The sequence below is a fragment of the Frigidibacter sp. RF13 genome (assembly GCF_026626305.1).
Lineage (GTDB): Bacteria > Pseudomonadota > Alphaproteobacteria > Rhodobacterales > Rhodobacteraceae > TMP-24.
This window is the reverse complement of sequence record NZ_JAPNUE010000002.1, coordinates 30,611-48,821: the sequence shown is the minus strand read 5'-3', so window position 1 is coordinate 48,821 and position 18,211 is coordinate 30,611. Positions and strand designations below refer to the sequence as shown.

Here is an 18,211-nt window from a genome sequence, read left to right as displayed (position 1 = left end):
AGATGCGGGACGCGCTATTGTCCAGCTGAACGCGCGCAGGCCGGGCGCTTGTCGTGGCCCGGCCTAGATGTTGGTGGCCCAGGCGAGCGTGGCGATACGGTCGGGACCCAGACGGTAGGTTCCTAGTGTGTCGAGCCTGTAGGCGCCGAGGCGGCTGTAAAAGTCGAGCGCCGGACGGTTCCAGTCGAGACAGCCCCATTCCAGCATTTCGCCGCCCCGGTCGCGGACGAGCCTGCACAGATGTTCCATCATGGCTTTGCCAATGCCCTGTCCGCGAAAGTCTTCCTCGACGAAGAATCCGTCGAGGAAAAGGCCATGCCGCCCGGTGAAGGCCGAGGAGGTTTCGTTGAAGAACATGAACCCGGCAGCTTGCCCGCCCAGTGTCGCAAAGATCGCTTCGCCCTTGCCGGTGCCAAGAAGCAAGGCAAGTTGCGCCTCAGTCGCAGTGATTTCGTCGGACATTTTCTGATAGGCGCCGAGCTTTTTCATGTAGCTCAGGACGAGACCTGCGTCTTCCGGAGCGGCACCGCGGAAGGCAAGATCGGCAGGGCGACGGTGATGGTCGGACATGGCATCCTCGTACGCGGCTCCGGGGTGAGAGTAGTATTTGATCAAATTGAGTCAAGATATTTGATCAAATCCAATCACCCCTTCTCCGCCCCGCCGCGCACTCTTGACCGCACATGGCCTTCCCCCTATACCCCGCCCGTCCGGGGCCCCTTGCGAGTCGTCCGGACCCTTGTGCTTTGGCCGATGCGCCTGCCTTCTTCGGCGGGAACCGGGTTGGGGCACAGGGCCAAAGAGAATGACCCTACCTCTGGCGGGCGCCCGGCCGAACGGCCATGCGGACCCGGATGAAGACCGAGAGCTCTGGGATCGTGTCAGACCTTCGCGGACCAACCGCGAGCAGATGAGGAAAAGCGATGGATATTATCGCCCAATTGGAGGCTGAGCAGATTGCCAGCCTCGGGAAAAAGATCCCCGATTTCAAGGCCGGCGACACCGTTCGCGTCGGCTTCAAGGTGACCGAAGGCACCCGGACCCGCGTTCAGAACTATGAAGGCGTGGTGATCAGCCGCAAGGGCGGCGACACGATCGCGGCCTCGTTCACCGTGCGCAAGATCTCGTTCGGCGAAGGCGTGGAGCGTGTGTTCCCGCTCTATTCGACCAACATCGAAGCTATCGAAGTGGTCCGCCGTGGCCGCGTCCGCCGCGCCAAGCTTTACTACCTGCGCGACCGTCGCGGCAAATCGGCCCGGATCGCCGAAGTCACCAACTACAAAGAAAAAGCCGAGTGAGGAGCGGACCGATGAAACAAGGCACTCATCCCGACTACCACTTCATCACCGTGAAGATGACCGACGGTTCGACCTACCAGACCCGTTCGACCTGGGGCAAGGAAGGCGACACGCTGTCGCTCGACATCGACCCGCTGGCGCATCCGGCCTGGACCGGCGGTTCGGCTAAGCTTCTTGACACCGGTGGCCGCGTGTCGAAGTTCAAGAACAAGTACGCAGGCCTCGGCTTCTGAGATCGACCTGCGGACTGATCAAAACGCCGTCCTTCGGGGCGGCGTTTTTCTTTTGCGGATCGGCTAAGATGGCGGGGGAGCGATCGCGCAAATTTCCCGCGTGCGCTTTTTTCGTCTCGTGCTAGCATCCGCGCGCCGCCGACAGGAAACAATGCGCGCGGCGGGACAAACGGCACAGGGGACTGGAATGATAAAAGAATTCAGGGACTTCATCGCCAAGGGCAATGTCATGGACATGGCCGTCGGCATCATCATCGGCGCGGCGTTCACGGCAATCGTCAGCTCGCTTGTCGCCGATCTGATCAATCCGATCATCGGCTTGATCACCGGCGGGATCGATTTCTCGAATCTTTATGTCAACCTCGGCGACGGCGAATTCGCGTCTCTGGCGGCCGCCCGGGAAGCGGGCGCACCGGTCTTTGCCTATGGCTCCTTCATTACCGCGGTGATCAACTTCCTGATCATCGCCTTTGTCGTGTTCCTGTTGGTGAAGGCGGTGAACAGGATCAAGGACGCGGCGGTCAAGAAGGAGGAGGCTGCTCCGGCCCCGGCCGGCCCGACCGAGCTGGATGTGCTCATGCAGATCCGGGATGCGCTGAAGAAATAAGTGCCGGTCAGACAAGCAAAAGGCCCGCCAGACGGCGGGCCTTTTTTCGTGAGCGGTGGTCTTATTTCAGGACGTCGGCCGCATTGACCGTCGGCAGGTTCAGCGCCTGGCCGACGGCGGCATATGTCAGCTTGCCCGCATGGACGTTCAGGCCGTTCAAGAGGTGCACGTCATCGGCGCAGGCCTTTTTCCAGCCCTTGTCGGCAAGCGCCAGCATGAAGGGCATGGTCGCGTTGCCGAGCGCGAGCGTCGAGGTACGGGCAACGGCGCCCGGCATGTTGGCCACGCAGTAGTGCATGATGCCGTCAACCTCGTAGATCGGGTCCTGGTGGGTGGTGGCCTTCGAGGTCTCGAAACAGCCGCCTTGGTCGATGGCGACGTCTACAAGCGCCGCGCCGGGTTTCAGTTCCTTCAGCTGCGCCTTCGAGATCAGCTTGGGTGCGGCCGCGCCCGGGATCAGTACGGCGCCGATGATCATGTCGGCCTGGCGAGCCAGCTCGATCGTGTTGCCTTCGTTGGCATAGGCGTTCTTGAAGGTGCCGCCGAAGACGTCGTCGAGATAGCGCAGGCGCGGGATCGAGCGGTCAAGAACGGTCACATCCGCGCCCATGCCGGCGGCGATCTTCGCCGCATGGGTGCCGACGACGCCGCCGCCGATCACGAGGACCTTGGCGGGCGACACGCCCGGCACGCCGCCGAGCAGCACGCCACGGCCGCCATTGGCCTTCTGCAGCGTCCAGGCGCCGACCTGCGGGGCCAGACGGCCCGCAACCTCGGACATTGGCGCGAGCAGCGGCAGGCCGCCGTTGCGGTCGGTCACTGTTTCATAGGCGATGCAGGTAGCGCCGGATTTGATCAGGTCGTGGGTCTGATCCGGATCGGGCGCGAGGTGAAGGTAGGTGAAGAGGATCTGGCCTTCGCGCAGCATCTTGCGTTCGACCGCCTGCGGTTCCTTGACCTTGACGATCATGTCGGCCTTGGCGAAGACCTCGGCCGCGGTGTCGAGGATCTTGGCGCCGACGGCGGTGTAGTCTGCATCGGCAAAGCCCGCGCCGGTGCCGGCGTTCTTTTCCATGTAGACTTCATGGCCGTGGCTGATGGCTTCGCGCGCGGCGTTGGGCGTCATGCCGACGCGGAATTCCTGCGGCTTGATTTCCTTGGGGCAGCCGATTTTCATCGTGGATCCTCCGAATGAACGATTGGATCCAGTATGCCGCAGCAGGCGCGCAATTGCTTTGCAAAGAACGGTTGTGGTATTGCTATGGTATCGAAGAATATTCGAAGAGATTCAAGTTCTGTCGAATAATGGTGCGCAGAAATGGAACTGGACGCAACAGATCGCCGGATACTTTCTGCGCTGCAGAAAGAAGGCCGCCTGACCAATGCCGACCTGTCGGAGCGGGTGAACCTGTCGCCTTCGGCCTGCCACCGCCGGGTGGCACGGCTGGAGGAAGAGGGATTCATCGGCGCCTATGTGGCGCTTCTGGACGCGCGCCGCATGGGGCGGCCGACGACGGTTTTCGTCGAGATCACCCTGTCCGGCCAGGCCGACGAGGTGCTGGAAGCGTTCGAGACAGAAGTGCGGCGGGTGCCGGATGTGCTGGAATGCCACCTTATGGCAGGGACGGCGGATTACCTCTTGAAGGTCGTGGCGCAAGACACCGACGATTTCGCCCGCATCCACCGCCAGTACCTCGCCCGCCTGCCGGGCGTCGCACAGATGCATTCGTCCTTCGCGCTGAGGACGGTCTTCAAGACGACGGCGATTCCGGTGTAGCGGGTGCGGCCTCGCTCCGCCGCCGCCGGATCGCGTCGGCGATCCAGAGCCGCGACAAGGCGTGGTACAGAGGCTCGGGCGAGATAAGGCGCGAAACGCCGTAACCTAGCATTGCCGCTGCCATGATCGGCACGACATTGTCGTGATTGCCGGTCATCTCGACCACGATCACCACGGTCGTCAGGGGCGCCTGAACAACGCCCGCGAAATAGCCCGCCATGCCGAGGATGGCGCCGAGTGTCACCGAAGCGCCGAGCAGGAGGCTGATCGAGCTGCCAAGCCCGGCGCCGACCGACAGCGAGGGTGCGAAAAGGCCGCCTGGGATGCCCGAGACGGTTGAGGCGAGGGTGGCGATGAGCTTCGCGAGGAAAAAGACGCCGGGCAGGCCGTCGCCCTCGATCGCGTCGCGCGCCTGGTCGTAGCCGGTGCCGAACGTCGCCCCGCCGGTCGCGACGCCGAGGACGGCAACGATCAGACCAGCGCCGCCGGCCACGAGAAGAAGCCGCCGTTCACGGGTGAAGATCCTTGCCCGCCGCAGCCGCGTGACCAGCCCCACCGTGGCAAGGCTAAAGAGGGCCCCAAATAGGCCGCCCGCGATTCCAGTTGCGGCGACCAGTCCCCAGTCCCCGGGAAAATGCGCGCTGACATGGGTGACGCCGAAGTAAGTATAGCTGCCGAGGATGGAGAGCGAGGCGACACCGGCGAGGATCACCGCCGAAAGGACAAGGCCGTTCGTCCGGGCCTGATAGGCGCGGCTCATCTCCTCGATCGCGAAGACGATTCCTGCGAGCGGCGTGTTGAAGGCTGCGGCGATGCCCGCCGCTGAACCCGCGAGGATCAGGCCGCGCGCATGCGCCATGCCGCCAAGCCGCCCCGAGGCCAGCATCAGCGCGGCCCCCACCTGTACCGTCGGTCCCTCGCGCCCGATCGATGCGCCGGCCAGAAGGCCCGCGAGCGTCAGGGAAATCTTGCCGACGACGATCCTCAGCGTCAGGTAGCCGCCCCGGTCCTCATCCTCGCGCAGATGCCGTGCTGCGATCGTCTGGGGAATGCCCGAGCCCTGCGAGCCGGGAAAGAACCGGTCGGCGGCCCAGGCGCAGGCAATGAATCCAAGGGGTGTGACCAGCAGCGGCAGCCAGCGCCGCCAGCCGTCACCGAAGGCCGTGAGGAATAGGCCGTGGGCCTCGTCAGCCAGCACCGCAAAGCCCGCGCTGATCAGGCCGATGGCGATGGCGCCTACCCAGAAGACCAGCCGCGACCGCCAGAGCCGCGGCGAGGCGACAAGCGCGCGCGAACGGCGCATCATCTGGCGTCTGATCACTCCCGGGCGCATGCGAATTCCCTGAGATTCAGGATTTCAGCACAGCCAGCAGATTGTGCCCGCGTGCCTTTGTCTCGTACCCTCGCTCCGTCAGCATGGCGGTCAGATCGGCAATCGGGCTTTGCCCGTACCTTTCCGGCCCGGCATCGATAGAGATTTTCCGCGGGCGAGCGGCGCCCATGCCTTCGATAACCTCGATTTCCGCTCCTTCCGCTTCAAGCTTCAAGAAATCGAGCCGCGTGATCCCCACGCGTCCCATCAGATCATCAAGCCGCAACGTCTGCACGGGAATGGACTCGCCCGTCGCGCCTCGGTCTGGGGAAAGAAGCGAATGATCGACACAGCGGCGGCTCATCTGCAGGGGCAGCGTCCCGGTCTTGTCGAACAGTCCGGCCTGCACAATCAGAGCCTGGTCGAATCCGGCAAGATTTGTAAGACAGCAATCATAATTTGTCGGCGCGGGTTCGATCACGATCACCCTCTCAGCGATCTCGACCACCGAACGCGCAAAGCCGCCCACGTAGCCGCCGCAGTCGACGACGATATCGCCCGGCTCGACCTCACACCAACCGTCCTCTTGATACTTCGCGCCTATGCTCTCGACATATCCCATGAGGATCGTGCGGTGATTCTCGCGGTGGAGCGGTCGCGGGAACGCGATCGCGCGGTCGTTCTGGTGAGCTACGATCTGGTCTGCCACCTCGAAGCGTGTTTCAGCGAAGATGCGATGGCTTCTCGACAGGTCCGTGAGAGAGGAGAGAATGTCGGCCTCCGAGCCAGCGTCTCCCGCGGCGCGGATCGCTTTGCGCATCCAAGGTTTCAGGGCAGGCGGTGGCGTCATGTGCATCAAGACTCTCCCGTGGCCGCGTTGGTCCGCACCAGCTATGTCAAACACTAATGCGTCTGGCCCGACGCGCAAGGCGGGCAAGCTGTTTGGCCGATCTGGCTAGAAAGACCGCGGCGTCGCGTCGGGCGGCGAACCTGTCGGCTCCGGGCAGATGCTGATGCGCTCAGGCGATCAGCCCGGTTTCCTTCAGAAGACCAAGGCGTTTCGCTTCATAATAGTAACCCTTGGCATACCACATGACGGCACGGTCTTCGCTGCCGCGCGCCACCAGCCAGGCGCCGCGCAGATACTTGCCGGCGTATTTCAGGTTGGTCTCGGCATCGAGAAGCCCCTCGGGCGTGCCGCGATAGCCCATGGTGCGGGCGGTCTGCGGCAGGATCTGCATCAGGCCCCAATAGGGGCCGTTGCGGGCCGCCGGGTTGTAGTTGCTCTCGCGTCGCACGACGCGATGGAGGAGCGATTCCGGAATGTCGTGGATCCGAGCATATTTGCTGATCAGCCGGTTGACGTCGGCCGGACCAGCGGGCTCGGCGCGGCGGGGCCGAGCGCCGCAGGCGGCAAGCGCTGCGAGGGAAAGGCCTAGGGCCGCGCGACGGGTGACAGACTGCATCTTTCCTCCTTGCCCCGGCCCCTCATAGCCGAGGAGAGTGCCCGCGCCAATCGGCGCACACCTGATCGGCAAGAGATCGCCGCCGGACAACGCGTCGGGCCGCACTTAGAGATCGAAGCCTGCGAAGACCGGCACATGGTCCGACGGCTGCTCCCATCCGCGCGCGGCGCGGAGGATGCGGCTGCCGTGACCGGCGTTCGCGATGTCGGGCGTGGCCCAGATATGATCGAGCCTGCGGCCCTTGTCGGCCGCATCCCAGTCGGGCGAACGATAGGACCACCAGCTGTAAAGCCGGCCCTCGGGAATGTCCTTGCGGGTGATGTCGACCCAGCCGCCCGCCTCTTGCGCGGCGGCAAGATGGTCAACCTCGACCGGCGTGTGGCTGACGATCTTCAGAAGCGCCTTGTGGTTCCAGACGTCATCCTCGCGCGGCGCGATGTTCAGATCGCCCACAAGGATCGCCTTCTGGGGTCGCTCCTCGCGGAACGAGTCGCGCATATGGGTCAGGAAATCGAGCTTCTGGCCGAACTTCACATTCTCGGTCCGGTCGGGAATGTCGCCGCCCGCGGGTACATAGAAATTGTGGATCGTCACGCCGTTGTCCAGCCGCCCGGCCACGTGGCGGGCATGGCCGAGGCTGGCGAAATCATGCGAGCCCGCGAGCGTCATCGGCAGTTTCGACAGGATTGCCACGCCATTGTAGCTTTTCTGGCCCTTTGCCACCCGCCAGCGATAGCCGAGCTTCTCGAAGGCCTCGACCGGGATTTGCTCTTCGGTGCATTTGCATTCCTGCAGGCACAGGATGTCCGGCGCCTCCTCGCCCATCAGCTTCGCCACGATCGGTTCGCGCAGGCGCACCGAATTGATGTTCCAAGTGGCGACGGTGAATGACATGGGCGGGCTCCTTCCTGATCGGGCGCGACAATGGCAGCTTGGGCGGGAAAGCGCGAGGGCCAATGCGTCCGGCCCGTTCACACTTGCCGGACCCGATAGTGCGTGCAAGATGTGTCGCGACCCAATACGGATGCCTATCATGCGCCTGCCTCTTCTCGCCCTTCTGCTCGTCATCCTCGGTCTTCCTGCCTTTGCCCGTCCACTGACCGAGGCGGAGGCGAAGGCGCTCGAATCCGCCGTGGCGCGCTATGGCCGGGCGACGATGGCGAAAGAGGCGGAGAAGGTGGTGGGCACCATCCCGCCGCGCGTTCTGAACGTGGTCGCCGGTACCGCCGGGATTGAGGCGAAGAAAGTGACCGAGACGCTCGTCGCCCAGACGAAAGAGGTGATGAAGACGACGAAGATCACCGATTTCGTCACCGCGCCCGGGCCTTGGGAGGGAAACGACGCGACGCTTCCCGACGGGACGGCGGTGGTCTGGGCGGTAGTGCCCGCGCAGTTCGTGGCCGAAGGCGGCGGCAAGAAGACCCTGAACCAGCAGCCGCTTCTGGCGATCGAGGAAGGCGGCAAATGGTATTTCAGCCGGATCGACGGCCCGGCCCAGTTGCAGATCGTCGGTTTCGCCTATCCGTTCGTGGCCGGGCTTCAGTTGCCGCCCGCCACCTCCGTCCCTGCAAACTGAGGGCGCTTTGGCCGCAGCCCTTCTTCGCCGAAACCGCAATTACCGCCTGCATTTCACGGCAAGCGTGATTTCGAACCTCGGCGATGGCGTGTCGGTTCTGGCCTTTCCCTGGCTTGCCACGCTTCTGACCCGCGATCCTTTCCTGATCTCGCTCGTTGTGACTGGCGGGCGCCTGCCCTGGTTTCTGTTCGCGCTCCCCGCCGGGGTCTGGACCGACCGGGCTGACCGGCGGCGGATGATGATCAGGGCGGACCTGGTGCGGATGCTCCTGACTTTCGGGGTCATCGCGCTGATCTTCTCTATCCCCGCCCTGCCGCAGCCCGACAGCGCCGGCCCCGGCGCCATACTGGCACTTGCAGGCCTTGCCTTTCTGCTCGGCACCGCCGAGGTCCTGCGCGACAACGCCGCCCAGACGCTGATGCCCGCGATCGTCGCTCCCGCCGACCTCGAACGGGCGAACGGCCAGATGTGGAGCGCCGAGCAGGTGATGAACCAGTTCATTGGCCCGCCGCTCGCAGGCGCGCTGATCGGCTTCGGCATTGCCTGGCCCTTCGGCCTCGATGCCGCAAGCTTCGCCACTGCGGCGGCTCTCGTCGGGCTCATGGTGCTGCCGCCCGTGGCCCTGCCGCCGCGCCGACCGTTCCTGACCGAGTTGAAGGAGGGGCTTGCCTGGCTTATGGCCAATCCGCTGGTGCGCCGTCTCGCGGTGATCCTCGGGCTGACCAACGCCGTCTTTACCGCCGCCATGACCATGGCAGCCCTTTATGCGCAGGAAATCCTCGGGCTCGATGCCTTCGGGTTCGGCCTACTTCTGACCACGGGCGCGGCGGGCGGGGTGCTTGCGGGCCTTGCCGGACCGATGATCGCCGCGCGCCTCGGGCCGGAGAAGACCGTGCATCTTTCCATGGCGATCTTCACCGGTGCATACTTCCTGCTCGGACTCTGGCCAACGCTCCCGGGTGCTGCGCTTGGTTTCTTCGGTGATGCGTTCGGCGGCGTCCTGTGGAATGTGGTGACGGTGTCTTACCGCCAGCGGGTGATCCCGCCCGCGCTGCTTGGCCGGGTGAATTCGGTCTATCGCTTCCTCGGCTGGGGGATAATGCCCGCTGGCGCGCTGATGGGAGGTGTCCTCGTCCGCCTTGGCGAGCCGTATCTGGGACGTGAAACCGCGCTTCTCGCCCCCTTCCTCATCGCCGGGATCGTGACACTGGGCCTGACGATCTATGGTTTCTTCCGGCTGAGGTTCCCCGAAGAACAGCCCTGAGACGGGCCTAGATCAGCCCTGCCGCGTGGGCGCCTTCCAGAAGACTTTCGGCCAGATGATGGGCATGGCGCCCATCGGTTACCTGCATGTCTGGCACCTGCACCACCACCATCCCGGCGGCCCGCGCCGCTGCCGCGCCGGTATCAGAATCCTCAAAGGCGATGCAGCGCTCCGCGCGCTGGCCGAGCCTTTTCGCCGCCAGAAGGTAAGGGTCCGGTGCGGGCTTCGGCCTAGTCACGCAATTGACCGTCACCACCGCGCCGAAATAGCGGTGAAGGCCGGTCTTCGACAGCTTGTGGTCGGCGCTCTTTCGCTGGCTCGATGTTGCAACGGCGCGCGGCAATCCCAGCGCCTCCAGCCGGTCGAGAAGCTCGGTTGCGCCGGGGCGAAGCGGAATGCCCTCTTCCAGCGCCGCGAAGAACAGCCCGTCCCATCGGCTACCGAATCGCTCGATGGGAAAATCCTCACCATAATGAGAGAGTAGCGCGCGTGCGCCGGTGGCATTGTCCTTGCCCACGAGGCCTTCGAACAGGCCGTCTGTCTTTGGCAGGCCAAGATCGGCCAATGCGCGATAGCCTGCGGTGATTGCGAGACGCTCGGTATCGAGCAGAAGTCCGTCGAGATCGAAGATCGCGGCATCGTAACGCATGTGCACAGGCCTTTCGCTGGCCCGGTCGCGGAGCCGCAGGATTGCAGGGCGGTGGGCGGGGGTGAGAGGCTGGACAACGACCCAAGCGGGGCTCGTTACGGCTGCTTCCTTCCGGACCTGACCGGGTTGGCGAGGCGCTCACCCGCGCCAACCTCTCGTCGCCTAGATAGGCGCTGCACGCTGGAAATGCAAGCTGACGCGCATGCCGCACTTTGGTTTGGCCGACGAGAGGGCGGAGCCGCTCTTCGGCCCTCTCAGGCCTCATCGCTCTACAGCGAAGAGCCGCCGCAAGGGGGCGATGAGCGGCCACCTGCGCGGAGATCTCAAAATACGACCCGACAGCGCAGGAACCGCGGCGGCGCCGGACCCACGACCTCGACCTGCAGGGGCAGCGCCTCGTGAAGGTGCTCTGCGGCATCGACATGCGTATCGAACCAAAGCGCGGTGCCGAGTGGCACGCCGGTCAGTCGCCAGTCGCACTGCGGGCCAAGGCCGAGATTCGCACCGCTCTCGACGAAATGGCGCAGCACGGTGGTGCAAAGGGCCAGCGGGTCGGCAATCATGCTGTCTGTAGGCAGTTCGGGGTAATTCCCCCCGCCGCCTGCGCGAAAATTGTTGGTGACAAGCAGGAACTCCTGACTGGCCGCGACCGCCGCGCCCTGAAAGCGCAGGTTCCGTATCCGGCGCGCATCCGGGCTGACAAGGCTGCCGTCGGGGGCGTGGCGCGCGCGGGCGCTCAGGTCCACGTCATAGCTCAGCCCCGCAACCGTGTCGAAATCATAGGGCCGCGCCTCGGCGTGTAGGAGCGGCTGGTCGCCCGTCCCCGGCACGACCTGCCGATACTGAGACACGGCGCGCTCCAGCCAGTCGCGCATCTGGGCGCCGGTCACACGCACGGCCCGGATCGAGTTCGGGAACGGATATAGATCGTGGATATGGCGCAGCAGAAAGTCGCCCGCCGCGATCCGCGTGAAATTGCAGGGGCCCGCCAGCCCGCCGAACTTGAAGGGGCTGGCCGCCGAAACGCGCGGCAGGTGCGACAGCCCCGCCGCATTCGCAACCGTTGCCAGCCAAGACAGCTGGGCCGCATGGATCAAATCCATCATCGGCACCGGCAGCAGGGGCGCGAAAAAGCTGTTGAGCGCGCGGTCCGCCCGCCCGATCGGGCGGCGGACATAGTCGACGGTGTTGGCGTGGCAGGAGGCTACCGAATGTTCGACCTCCCTGTCGACGCCAAAGCGGGCGACGAACTGGCCGGCGCTGTCGCGCAATGCCACGGGTTCCAGCCGGCTTTGGCTGCTGCGGACGGTCCAGCGGCCATCGCGGAACAGAAGGTCAAGGTCGATGATCCCCAGATGCGAGCCGCGAAACCCCGGCTCGACGGCGGGCTTGCCGCAGATCTTGCCTTCTGCGGGGTCGATCTCGTCTGTGGGGCGAATACCGGTGCCGGGAAACAGGCGGTGCGTATGTCCGGCAATCACCACGTCGATATCGCCGAGCCGCGCGACCTGAACGGCAGCATTGTCCGGCTGCAGCCCGGCGCTTTCCCCGCCGATCCCCGAATGGCAGAGCGCCACGACGATATCGGCGCCACGACGGCGCAGATCGGCTGCCCAGGCAGCGGCGGCGCCGACCTCGTCGCGCGTCTTGAGGCGCCCGGCGAGATGCTTGCGTTCCCAGGTTTCCACCTGTTGCGGCAGAAGGCTCAGCACCCCAATCTTCAGAAGTGCCGAGCGGCCCGCGTCATTGATCAGCAATCGCTCCAGCATCAGCGTGGGGGTGGTGAAGAATTCATCTTCCCAGGGCGTCGCGCCCAGTCGGCGGGCGATATTGGACGACAGGACCGGGAAGACGGCATCTTCAAGCGCGCGTTCAAGGAAGGCGACACCATAGCCAAACTCGTGATTGCCCAGCCCGACCGCGTCGTACTCCACCGCATTCATCGCCGCGACGACCGGATGGTGGCGGCCCTTTGGCAGCTGGCCGCCGATCGCGGTCAGCTCGCCCAAGGGGCTGCCCTCGATGAAATCGCCATTGTCGAGCGTGATCGAATTGGCCACCTCGGCACGCGCCCGCCGGATCAGCGTCGTCAGCCGCGCGAGGCCAACCGCCTCAAGTGGACGGTCGGCGGCATAATCGTAGGGCATCACATGCGCGTGGATATCGGAGGTCGCGAGGATCCTCAGGCCGTAGATCTGCTGCTGCGGTCCGCGAACTGTGTCTGCCAACGCCTTTTCCGCCAGAACCGGTGCATGGTTGCCCATTAGGTCAAACGGCTCGCACCCGCCTGTCAGCCCCTGATATCAATGGTTTGCATGGTACACGAGAAATCCCGCTGCCACCACCGGGATACGTAAATTAGTACAACAAATCTCCTAAAAGTTGCATTTTTTGCAACAGTCGGGCCTTCGCTTGTACCTCTGTCGTTCATATGGTCTCAGATGGGTGTTCCGGACCGGAGGATGACGTGCAAGGCGATCCGACAGTAACCTTTGGCGCGGCCGGTCTAGACCGGGCCGCCCGCCTGCGGGCGGACGATGCGGCGCTGCGCGATCTCGCCGGCAGTGAAAGTGCGCTCTGCCTCGCTCTCTGGCGCAGCAAGCTTCTGATGTCAGGCCCGCGCGTCCTTCGCCTGTCACCGACTCATCCGCTGGTCGCGGGCCGCGAGCTGCTGTTCCTCGGCCTATCCGGCGGCGCGGCGCAGTTCGCCGCCGATCTGTCCGAGTGGGAGCCCGCGGAAAAGGCCGACGGCAGTGCCTTCGTAGATGCGACGGCTCAGCATCACCCGCTGATCGGGCCCGATTGGGGCGAGGCGGCGGGATTTGCCGAACTGCGCACCGTGCTGGGCGATCTCGATCCGGTCGAGGCGGAACTGGCGGCGACAGCCAAGGCCCTTTGGGCCTGGCACCAGACGCACGGCTTCTGCGCCCGCTGCGGCGCGGAAAGCAGGATTGCCAAGGCCGGATGGCAGCGCGATTGCCCGCGCTGCGGCGCCCAGCACTTTCCCCGCACCGATCCCGTGGTGATCATGCTGATCACCCGCGGCAACAAGGTGCTTGTCGGCCGTTCGCCCGGTTGGCCAGAAGGGATGTATTCCCTGCTCGCGGGTTTCATGGAACCGGGCGAGACGGTCGAGGCCGCCGTCCGCCGCGAGGTTTGGGAGGAGGCTGGCCTTGCGGTCGGGCGCGTACGCTATCTGGCCAGCCAGCCCTGGCCCTATCCTTCCTCTCTGATGATGGGTTGCGCTGGCGAGGCGCTGGCGGATGAACTTTCCATCGACCCGACGGAAATCGAGGCCCTGCTCTGGCTGACGCGGGAAGAGCTGGCAGAGGTCTTCGCGGGCAGCCATTCCGTGGTCAAACCGCCACGCCGGGGCGCGATTGCCGGATATCTGCTTCACGAATGGCTGTCGGGCCGGGTAAGGAACGACTGGTAACCAGTCAGAGAGGCACCGGCGGCGAACGATGCGGCTTACCTCCAAAACCGATATCGATGCGACGCCCGAAGCGCTTTTCGCGGCGATGACCGACCTTGACTGGATCGAAGGGCTCGCGCGGCGTGGTGGCGTCCGGCTGGAACGCCTGTCGGGCACCGGCCCCGTAGCGCGGGGATCGTCGTGGCAGGCGGGCTTGCGCCTGCGCGGCAAGGACCGCACCATCGTGAGCCAGATCGAAGCACACGAGCCGCCGCGCCGACTGCTTCTGGCCGGCGACACTGTGAGCTTCAGCTTTCTCGTCGAACCGACGCTCATTCCCCTCTCGCGGCAGATGACGCGCGTCGCGCTCGCCATCGAGATCAAGCCGCTGACCTTTGGGGCGCGGATCATGATCCAGACCCTGAAGATCGGCAAATCGCGGCTGCAACAGCGGCTCGACCGGCGGCTGGAAATGGCCGCGCGGATGCTCAAGGAACGGGTATCGCGCATCTGACGCGGCGTAAGTGCCGATCAAAGTCTTGCTTTGGTCACAAAGCGCGGGCACCATCTGTTCCAGGCCCTTCTTCCTGAGGAGACATTATTGGGCATCAGTGCCTTGACCCCGCCGCCGCATCCGGAAGACCATCACGAAACGCTTCTGGAATTTTCCAACAACCGGCTTCTGATCGACCTGTGCGGCGAGTTCGACCGCAATCTGGCGCAGATCGAACATCAGTTGGGCATCCATATCCTCAGGCGGGGCAATCAGCTGGCGCTTGTCGGCCCATCCGGCCAGCGGGGTCAGGCGGCGGCGATCCTCCAGACGCTTTATGGCAGGCTTGAAGCGGGGCGCGCGGTGGACGCGGGCGAGATCGACGCGGTGATCCGTCTGACCGGTGAGGCGGGCACGCCCGCCCCGGTCAGCCTTGACGAACAACTGGAATTGTTCGCGCAGGGCAGGATCGAGATCCGCACCCGCAAGAAACAGGTCGAGCCGCGCACCGAGGCGCAGAAGGCCTATGTAAAGAACCTGTTCCTGAACGAATTGGCTTTCGGCATCGGCCCGGCGGGTACCGGCAAGACCTATCTGGCGGTCGCGGTAGGCGTCACCATGCTGATCGGCGGCCATGTCGACAAGATCGTCCTGTCGCGCCCCGCCGTCGAGGCGGGCGAGCGGCTGGGCTTCCTGCCCGGCGACATGAAGGAAAAGGTCGATCCCTACATGCAGCCGCTTTATGACGCGCTGAACGACTTCCTGCCCGCCAAGCAGGTCGAAAAACTGATGGCCGAAAAGCGGATCGAGATCGCGCCCCTGGCCTTCATGCGCGGTCGGACCCTGTCGAACGCCTTCGTCGTGCTCGACGAGGCACAGAATGCCACGACCATGCAGATGAAGATGTTCCTGACCCGTCTCGGCGAGGGCAGCCGCATGGTCATCACCGGCGACCGCACCCAGATCGACCTGCCGCGCGGCACGGCCTCGGGCCTTGTCGACGCGGAACGTATCCTCGACGGGATCAAGGGCGTCAGCTTCAATTATTTCACCGCGAAGGACGTGGTGCGCCATCCTCTTGTGGCGCGCATCATCGAGGCCTATGACCGCGACGATGGAGCCACTGGTTGACATTCTGATCGAGGATCCGCGCTGGAACGGGCTGGATCTGGACGCTTTGGCCGAAAGCGCGGCGCGTGCCACGCTGGCCGAGCTTGGCTTGCCGGGCGAAGGGTTTCTCATCAGCCTTCTGGGTTGCGACGACAAGCGGATCGCCGTGCTGAACGCCGATTTCCGCGGCAAGCCGCAGCCGACCAACGTGCTGTCCTGGCCGTCGGACGAACGCGGCGCGGCGGCAGATGGCGGCCAGCCCGCGCGGCCCCGGCCCGGCCCGGCGGACATGCCCGAGGAACTGGGTGACGTGGCCATCGCCTGGGAAACCTGCGCACGCGAGGCCGACGAGCAGGGCAAGATGATGGAGGCGCATGTGAGCCACCTTCTGGTACATGGTATCATGCACCTTCTGGGCTATGACCATGTGCGCGACGGCGATGCGGCGCTGATGGAAGCCACCGAGGCTCGCGTGCTGGCCGCAATGGGCATTGCCAATCCCTACGAGTGACGAAATGATCGGTTGCATGAAACGGACGGACCGGAATGGGTGAACAGGCAGATACGGTCTCCGCCGAGGGCGGAGAAGGCGCTGCTGGCGACAGTAGTCGCGAGGGCGGATTCTTCGGGCGGATTCTCAGGGCCTTCTCGCCCGCCGACGCCGAAGAAGACGCCGATGACGGACAAGGCGGCACCTCGCCCGCCAAGGTGGCTCTGCCGGGGGTCGGAAACCTCAGGAAACTCCGCGTCGACGACATTGCCATCCCAAAGGCCGAAATCGTCGCTGTGCCCTCGACCATCACGCTCGACGATCTGATCGCGCGGTTCAAGGAAAGCGGCTTTTCGCGGCTGCCGGTCTACAAGGGTTCGCTCGACAATCCGCTGGGGCTTGTCCATCTGAAGGACCTCGCGCTCGATTATGCCTTTGCCGAGGTGAGGCCCAAGTTCAGCCTGACCAAGATGCTGCGCCCGCTGATCTATGCGCCGCCATCAATGACGCTGGGCGTTCTTCTGCAGAAGATGCAGGCCGAACGGACCCATATGGCGCTTCTGATCGACGAATATGGCGGCGTGGACGGGCTGGTGACGATCGAGGACATCATCGAAGAGGTGATCGGCGAGATCGACGACGAACATGACGAGGCCGAGGACAAGCTGTGGGTTTTGGAGAAACCGTTCCAGTATCTGGTGCAGGCGCGCGCGCCCCTTGAGGATTTCGAGGCCGAGATCGGCATGCGGCTCGCCGACGAGGAAGACCGCGAGGAAATCGACACGCTGGGCGGTCTTGTCTTCATGCTGGCGGGCCGGGTGCCCCTGAAAGGCGAGACGGTCGAAAGCGAGGGCGGTGTGATCTTCGAAGTGGTCGAAGCCGATCCCCGCCGGGTCAAGCGGCTGAGAGTACGTTTGCCGCGCCCGCAGGAATGAAGCGACTGAAAGCGATCTTCCGGGCCGCTTTGCTGCCCGCGCTTGCGGGCGTGGCGGCGGCGGCCGGGCAGGCGCCATGGGGTCTCTGGGCGCTATCGCTATTCGGCTACGGCGTGATCCTGTGGCATGTGGCCGGGGCGGAAGGCTGGCGGCAACGGTTCTTTCGGGGCTGGGCGGCGGGGACGGGGCATTTCGCCGCCGTGATGTTCTGGATTGTCGAGCCGTTCATGGTCGATCCCGCGCGTGACGGCTGGATCGCACCCTTCGGCGTGACCTTCATGGCCACCGGTATGGCGCTTTTCTGGGGTGTGGCCGCACTTGGGGCAGGGCTGGGGCGTGGCTGGGCGGGCCGGGTTCCTGGCGTGGCGCTCGGCTTCGTTCTGGCGGACCTTGCGCGAAGCTATGTCCTGACCGGGTTTCCCTGGGCGCTTGCCGGCCATATCTGGATCGACACGCCCGTGGCGCAGATGGCGGCCCATGGCGGCCCGATCCTTCTGTCGGCGCTGACCCTCGGTCTTGTCGCCCTGCCGGTTCTGGCCCTTGGCCGGACCGGGCCGCTCGTCGTCGCCTGCGGCTGCGCCTCGGCGCTCCTCGCTGGGGTCTGGGCGGCGGGCAATGCGCGGCTCGCGGGGCCAATCGCGCCGCGCGACCCGGCGATCCATGTCCGCCTTGTCCAGCCGAACGCCACCCAGTCGCTGAAATGGGACCCGGGCATGTGGAATGTCTTCCTCGACCGGATGATCGCGGCCTCCGCCGCGCCGTCGGAGGCGCCGCTTGACCTGATCGTCTGGCCCGAAACCTCGGTGCCCTATCTGCTCGACCGCGCGGGCCCGATCGTCGAGGAGGCGCGTGCGGCATCGGGCGGTGTGCCACTGGCTGTTGGCCTGCAGCGCGAAGAGGGTTTGCGCTTTTTCAATTCGCTTGCCGTATTTGACGGCGAGGGGCGGTTGATGGGCCTTCACGACAAGCTGCATCTGGCGCCATTTGGCGAATATATCCCATTGGGCGACCTCCTCGGCCGGTTCGGCATATCGGCCTTCGCCGCGCAGGCAGGGAACGGCTATTCCGCCGGTGGCGAGGCACGGCTTCTCGACCTCGGGCCTGCTGGCCATGTCCTGCCGCTCATCTGCTATGAGGCGGTCTTTCCCCAGGATCTGCGCGCGTTTGCGGGCCGCGCGGACTGGATCCTGCAGGTGACGAATGACGGATGGTTCGGCGCGCTCGCCGGACCCTACCAGCATCTGGCGCAGGCGCGGCTCAGGGCGATCGAGCAGGGGCTGCCGCTGTTGCGCGACGCCAATACCGGGGTGACGGCGGTCATCGATGCGAAGGGGCGGGTGTTGCAGGCGCTGCCTCTCGACACCGACGGCTGGATCGATACTGCGGTGCCGCCCGCCCAGCCAGTGACCCTCTACGCCCGGACTGGCGACATCCCGGCAACAATGTTGCTTCTGGGTTGCATCGGGGTCATGGCGCTGAACAGGCGCCGACCGGCCATTGACCGTGGGGCACAAGGGCGCTAGGGCTGCCCTTCGAACCGCCACAACGGCTTCCTGGCGTGGCGGGGGTAACCCCAATGGAGCATT

The 18,211-nt window shown here is 64.9% G+C and carries 20 protein-coding genes, 1 other RNA gene and 1 riboswitch; of the genes, 12 read left to right on the top strand and 9 right to left on the bottom strand.

The genetic code is table 11. The features are described 5' to 3' along the window. Positions 1–63: 63 nt before the first annotated feature. Positions 64–570, bottom strand: coding sequence for a GNAT family N-acetyltransferase (locus OU426_RS05875; RefSeq protein WP_267632970.1), 507 nt, complete (start codon positions 568–570; stop codon positions 64–66). Between the two features lie 353 nt (positions 571–923). Between OU426_RS05875 and rplS the strand changes: the two genes are divergently transcribed. The 3 genes from rplS (at position 924) to mscL (ending at position 2,138) form a co-directional block, all read left to right on the top strand. Continuing rightward, positions 924–1,298 (top strand): 50S ribosomal protein L19, encoded by a 375-nt coding sequence (rplS, locus tag OU426_RS05870; protein WP_267632969.1) that lies wholly within the window; start codon positions 924–926, stop codon positions 1,296–1,298. An 11-nt stretch (positions 1,299–1,309) separates the two neighbouring features. Continuing rightward, a complete protein-coding gene (rpmE, locus tag OU426_RS05865; RefSeq protein WP_267632968.1) occupies positions 1,310–1,531 on the top strand; it encodes a 50S ribosomal protein L31 in 222 nt (73 codons plus the stop codon). 187 nt (positions 1,532–1,718) lie between these two features. After that, on the top strand, positions 1,719–2,138 hold the full coding sequence (gene mscL, locus OU426_RS05860; RefSeq protein ID WP_267633402.1) for a large conductance mechanosensitive channel protein MscL: 420 nt from the start codon (positions 1,719–1,721) through the stop codon (positions 2,136–2,138). A 61-nt stretch (positions 2,139–2,199) separates the two neighbouring features. Here the strand turns inward: mscL and ald are convergent, their stop codons facing one another. Then, a complete protein-coding gene (gene ald, locus OU426_RS05855; RefSeq protein WP_267632967.1) occupies positions 2,200–3,315 on the bottom strand; it encodes an alanine dehydrogenase in 1,116 nt (371 codons plus the stop codon). A gap of 141 nt (positions 3,316–3,456) precedes the next feature. Between ald and OU426_RS05850 the strand changes: the two genes are divergently transcribed. Further along, positions 3,457–3,915, top strand: coding sequence for an Lrp/AsnC family transcriptional regulator (locus OU426_RS05850; RefSeq protein WP_267632966.1), 459 nt, complete (start codon positions 3,457–3,459; stop codon positions 3,913–3,915). Here the strand turns inward: OU426_RS05850 and OU426_RS05845 are convergent. From OU426_RS05845 to OU426_RS05830, 4 genes are all read right to left on the bottom strand, one after another. Then, positions 3,890–5,248, bottom strand: a complete 1,359-nt coding sequence (locus tag OU426_RS05845) for a chloride channel protein (RefSeq protein WP_267632965.1) — start codon at positions 5,246–5,248, stop codon at positions 3,890–3,892. The genes OU426_RS05850 and OU426_RS05845 overlap by 26 nt on opposite strands. Before the next feature lie 16 nt (positions 5,249–5,264). Then, entirely contained in the window at positions 5,265–6,083 is an 819-nt protein-coding gene (locus OU426_RS05840) for an FkbM family methyltransferase (RefSeq protein WP_267632964.1), read from the bottom strand. Positions 6,084–6,246: 163 nt separating this feature from the next. Beyond that, positions 6,247–6,693: a lytic transglycosylase domain-containing protein gene (locus OU426_RS05835; RefSeq protein ID WP_267632963.1), complete on the bottom strand. Its 447-nt coding sequence runs from the start codon at positions 6,691–6,693 to the stop codon at positions 6,247–6,249. A gap of 105 nt (positions 6,694–6,798) precedes the next feature. Continuing rightward, positions 6,799–7,587, bottom strand: coding sequence for an exodeoxyribonuclease III (locus OU426_RS05830; RefSeq protein WP_267632962.1), 789 nt, complete (start codon positions 7,585–7,587; stop codon positions 6,799–6,801). A gap of 139 nt (positions 7,588–7,726) precedes the next feature. Here OU426_RS05830 and OU426_RS05825 point away from each other — a divergent pair, with 139 nt between their 5' ends. Both OU426_RS05825 and OU426_RS05820 read left to right on the top strand, forming a co-directional pair. After that, the gene (locus OU426_RS05825) at positions 7,727–8,269 is read left to right on the top strand and encodes a hypothetical protein (protein WP_267632960.1); all 543 of its coding nucleotides are present in this window, start codon (positions 7,727–7,729) and stop codon (positions 8,267–8,269) included. A 7-nt stretch (positions 8,270–8,276) separates the two neighbouring features. Next, positions 8,277–9,533: an MFS transporter gene (locus OU426_RS05820; RefSeq protein ID WP_267632959.1), complete on the top strand. Its 1,257-nt coding sequence runs from the start codon at positions 8,277–8,279 to the stop codon at positions 9,531–9,533. A gap of 7 nt (positions 9,534–9,540) precedes the next feature. On the opposite strand, the gene OU426_RS05815 is transcribed toward OU426_RS05820, so the two are convergent. The 3 genes from OU426_RS05815 to OU426_RS05805 all read right to left on the bottom strand — a co-directional run bounded on the left by OU426_RS05815 (position 9,541) and on the right by OU426_RS05805 (position 12,410). Then, positions 9,541–10,182 carry an HAD family hydrolase gene (locus OU426_RS05815; protein ID WP_267632958.1) on the bottom strand — a complete coding sequence of 214 codons (642 nt, stop codon included), beginning with the start codon at positions 10,180–10,182 and terminating at the stop codon, positions 9,541–9,543. Between the two features lie 60 nt (positions 10,183–10,242). Beyond that, an RNA gene (gene ffs, locus OU426_RS05810) (signal recognition particle sRNA small type) lies at positions 10,243–10,339 on the bottom strand. A gap of 166 nt (positions 10,340–10,505) precedes the next feature. Then, positions 10,506–12,410 carry a bifunctional 2',3'-cyclic-nucleotide 2'-phosphodiesterase/3'-nucleotidase gene (locus tag OU426_RS05805; protein WP_267632957.1) on the bottom strand — a complete coding sequence of 635 codons (1,905 nt, stop codon included), beginning with the start codon at positions 12,408–12,410 and terminating at the stop codon, positions 10,506–10,508. Between the two features lie 203 nt (positions 12,411–12,613). Between OU426_RS05805 and nudC the strand changes: the two genes are divergently transcribed. The 6 genes from nudC to lnt all read left to right on the top strand — a co-directional run bounded on the left by nudC (position 12,614) and on the right by lnt (position 18,148). Beyond that, positions 12,614–13,618, top strand: a complete 1,005-nt coding sequence (gene nudC, locus OU426_RS05800) for an NAD(+) diphosphatase (RefSeq protein WP_420712571.1) — start codon at positions 12,614–12,616, stop codon at positions 13,616–13,618. A gap of 28 nt (positions 13,619–13,646) precedes the next feature. Then, a complete protein-coding gene (locus OU426_RS05795) occupies positions 13,647–14,111 on the top strand; it encodes an SRPBCC family protein (RefSeq protein WP_267632955.1) in 465 nt (154 codons plus the stop codon). Positions 14,112–14,198: 87 nt separating this feature from the next. Next, positions 14,199–15,221, top strand: a complete 1,023-nt coding sequence (locus tag OU426_RS05790; protein ID WP_267632954.1) for a PhoH family protein — start codon at positions 14,199–14,201, stop codon at positions 15,219–15,221. Beyond that, positions 15,205–15,711 (top strand): rRNA maturation RNase YbeY, encoded by a 507-nt coding sequence (gene ybeY / locus OU426_RS05785; RefSeq protein WP_267632953.1) that lies wholly within the window; start codon positions 15,205–15,207, stop codon positions 15,709–15,711. The genes OU426_RS05790 and ybeY overlap by 17 nt, the downstream gene beginning before the upstream one ends. A 35-nt stretch (positions 15,712–15,746) precedes the next feature. After that, positions 15,747–16,625 carry a CBS domain-containing protein gene (locus tag OU426_RS05780; RefSeq protein WP_267632952.1) on the top strand — a complete coding sequence of 293 codons (879 nt, stop codon included), beginning with the start codon at positions 15,747–15,749 and terminating at the stop codon, positions 16,623–16,625. After that, entirely contained in the window at positions 16,622–18,148 is a 1,527-nt protein-coding gene (lnt, locus tag OU426_RS05775; protein ID WP_267632951.1) for an apolipoprotein N-acyltransferase, read from the top strand. The genes OU426_RS05780 and lnt overlap by 4 nt, the downstream gene beginning before the upstream one ends. 11 nt (positions 18,149–18,159) lie before the next feature. Beyond that, positions 18,160–18,209: riboswitch (SAM-SAH riboswitch) on the top strand. The last annotated feature ends 2 nt before the right edge of the window (positions 18,210–18,211 follow it).

What these genes read in the sequence shown, in the direction of transcription:
- lnt (WP_267632951.1), top strand. Translation starts at nt 16,622, where the DNA reads ATGAAGCGACTGAAAGCGATCTTCCGGGCCGCTTTGCTGCCCGCGCTT.
- rplS (WP_267632969.1), top strand. Translation starts at nt 924, where the DNA reads ATGGATATTATCGCCCAATTGGAGGCTGAGCAGATTGCCAGCCTCGGG.
- OU426_RS05875 (WP_267632970.1), bottom strand. Translation starts at nt 570, where the DNA reads ATGTCCGACCATCACCGTCGCCCTGCCGATCTTGCCTTCCGCGGTGCC.
- OU426_RS05795 (WP_267632955.1), top strand. Translation starts at nt 13,647, where the DNA reads ATGCGGCTTACCTCCAAAACCGATATCGATGCGACGCCCGAAGCGCTT.
- OU426_RS05845 (WP_267632965.1), bottom strand. Translation starts at nt 5,248, where the DNA reads ATGCGCCCGGGAGTGATCAGACGCCAGATGATGCGCCGTTCGCGCGCG.
- OU426_RS05825 (WP_267632960.1), top strand. Translation starts at nt 7,727, where the DNA reads ATGCGCCTGCCTCTTCTCGCCCTTCTGCTCGTCATCCTCGGTCTTCCT.
- OU426_RS05850 (WP_267632966.1), top strand. Translation starts at nt 3,457, where the DNA reads ATGGAACTGGACGCAACAGATCGCCGGATACTTTCTGCGCTGCAGAAA.
- OU426_RS05830 (WP_267632962.1), bottom strand. Translation starts at nt 7,587, where the DNA reads ATGTCATTCACCGTCGCCACTTGGAACATCAATTCGGTGCGCCTGCGC.
- rpmE (WP_267632968.1), top strand. Translation starts at nt 1,310, where the DNA reads ATGAAACAAGGCACTCATCCCGACTACCACTTCATCACCGTGAAGATG.
- OU426_RS05840 (WP_267632964.1), bottom strand. Translation starts at nt 6,083, where the DNA reads ATGCACATGACGCCACCGCCTGCCCTGAAACCTTGGATGCGCAAAGCG.
- mscL (WP_267633402.1), top strand. Translation starts at nt 1,719, where the DNA reads ATGATAAAAGAATTCAGGGACTTCATCGCCAAGGGCAATGTCATGGAC.
- ald (WP_267632967.1), bottom strand. Translation starts at nt 3,315, where the DNA reads ATGAAAATCGGCTGCCCCAAGGAAATCAAGCCGCAGGAATTCCGCGTC.
- OU426_RS05835 (WP_267632963.1), bottom strand. Translation starts at nt 6,693, where the DNA reads ATGCAGTCTGTCACCCGTCGCGCGGCCCTAGGCCTTTCCCTCGCAGCG.
- ybeY (WP_267632953.1), top strand. Translation starts at nt 15,205, where the DNA reads ATGGAGCCACTGGTTGACATTCTGATCGAGGATCCGCGCTGGAACGGG.
- OU426_RS05815 (WP_267632958.1), bottom strand. Translation starts at nt 10,182, where the DNA reads ATGCGTTACGATGCCGCGATCTTCGATCTCGACGGACTTCTGCTCGAT.
- OU426_RS05780 (WP_267632952.1), top strand. Translation starts at nt 15,747, where the DNA reads ATGGGTGAACAGGCAGATACGGTCTCCGCCGAGGGCGGAGAAGGCGCT.
- nudC (WP_420712571.1), top strand. Translation starts at nt 12,614, where the DNA reads ATGGTCTCAGATGGGTGTTCCGGACCGGAGGATGACGTGCAAGGCGAT.